General features: G+C 58.1%; 1 protein-coding gene. It reads left to right on the top strand.

Annotated elements, in window-relative coordinates:
• Nucleotides 1-230 precede the first annotated feature (230 nt).
• Nucleotides 231-1,320: extracellular solute-binding protein (locus ACXAHG_RS23465; RefSeq protein ID WP_475061226.1), on the top strand; the 1,090-nt coding region annotated here is incomplete at its 3' end.

Below are 1,320 nucleotides of genomic sequence, written 5' to 3'. Positions count from 1 at the left end.
CCGCAACAGACCCCTCATGCGGCGGAAACCCCATCAAACTCAACGAACAGAACCTCACCCAGCTTTTCAAAGCTGCAATGTGAGGAAGCAAAGATTTTCTGTGTCCGGGAAAGAGTAAAGAACACACCGGGCCCAGAAACAAATGCCTGGTCCACCGGCCGATGCTAAGAGCGCATTTACTGTAAGGACTTAGCGGAAAATTCAACTGTCTACTTAGGGAGCACCTACACATGACTGACCAAGCCACTTTCAACCGGCGCACTGTATTGCAAGGCGCTGGCGCCTCGGCGCTGGCCGCTCCGCTCTATAGCAAGAGCGCCTTGGCCTCCTCCGGCCAAATCGACATCATGATGTGGTCCGGCTACATGTCCGAAGACTTCGTCAACGGTTTCGAGCAGGAGACCGGGATCAAAATCAACTACACCTCGACCGGTTCGAACGAGGAAATGATCAACAAGATGAAGGCCACCAAAGGCCTGGGCTTCGATCTGATCACCCCGACCAACAACCGCTCGCTGCAATGGGAGCCGCTGGAGGTTCTGCAACCGTTCGACCTGTCCCGGGTTAAAACAGATGCGGTGAACCCGGCGATGCTGAAAGTGGGTGAAACTGCCTGGAACTTTGGCGGTAAGGGATCCCATTGGCTGCCGCATATGTGGGGCACGGAAGGCATCGCCTACCGCACCGACAAATGGCTGCCCGAAGGCGATGCGCCGTCTTATGGCGATGTCTGGTCGGAGGAGAACGCAGGCAAGACCATGGGCCGGGCGCATTCGATGATGCTGGGCGCGGGCCTTTACATGGAGCGTGTCGGCGAGATGGAACCGGGTTCCGTCTGGGCCGCCTACGAGGATGAGGAAACCATGCGCAAAGTCTGGGGGCAGATCACCGATTGGTGCATCGCCCGCAAGTCCCGGATCAAACTGATCTGGAACGATGCCGATACCCAGAAAAACGGCCTGCTGAACGAAGGCGTCGTTGTGGGCCAGACCTGGGACGGCCCGCCGCTGGCGCTGAAATCCGCTGGCGAGCCGGTGCACTATCAGGCGCCGGTCGAGGGGGCGATGGCTTGGGTCGACGGACTGGTCATGCCTGCAGGCGCCAAGAATGTGGATCAGGTCTATGCCTTCATCGACTATGCCTATAACAAAGAAGTCGCCGGCAAGGAGATCGACTTCCACGGGTATAACTCTCCGGTCCTGGGGGCGGATAAATTCGCAAGTGACTCTTACAAGAAGAACTTTGCGGAGGCCTATCCGGGCGATAGCCTGGCCAATCTGAACCCCTGGCCGGCCGAGGCGCCTTGGTATGCGGATGTGC

Source organism: Leisingera sp. ABD4_442, from assembly GCF_056160905.1.
Note: the sequence above shows the minus strand (reverse complement) of the source record. Positions and strands in the feature narration are given on the sequence as shown.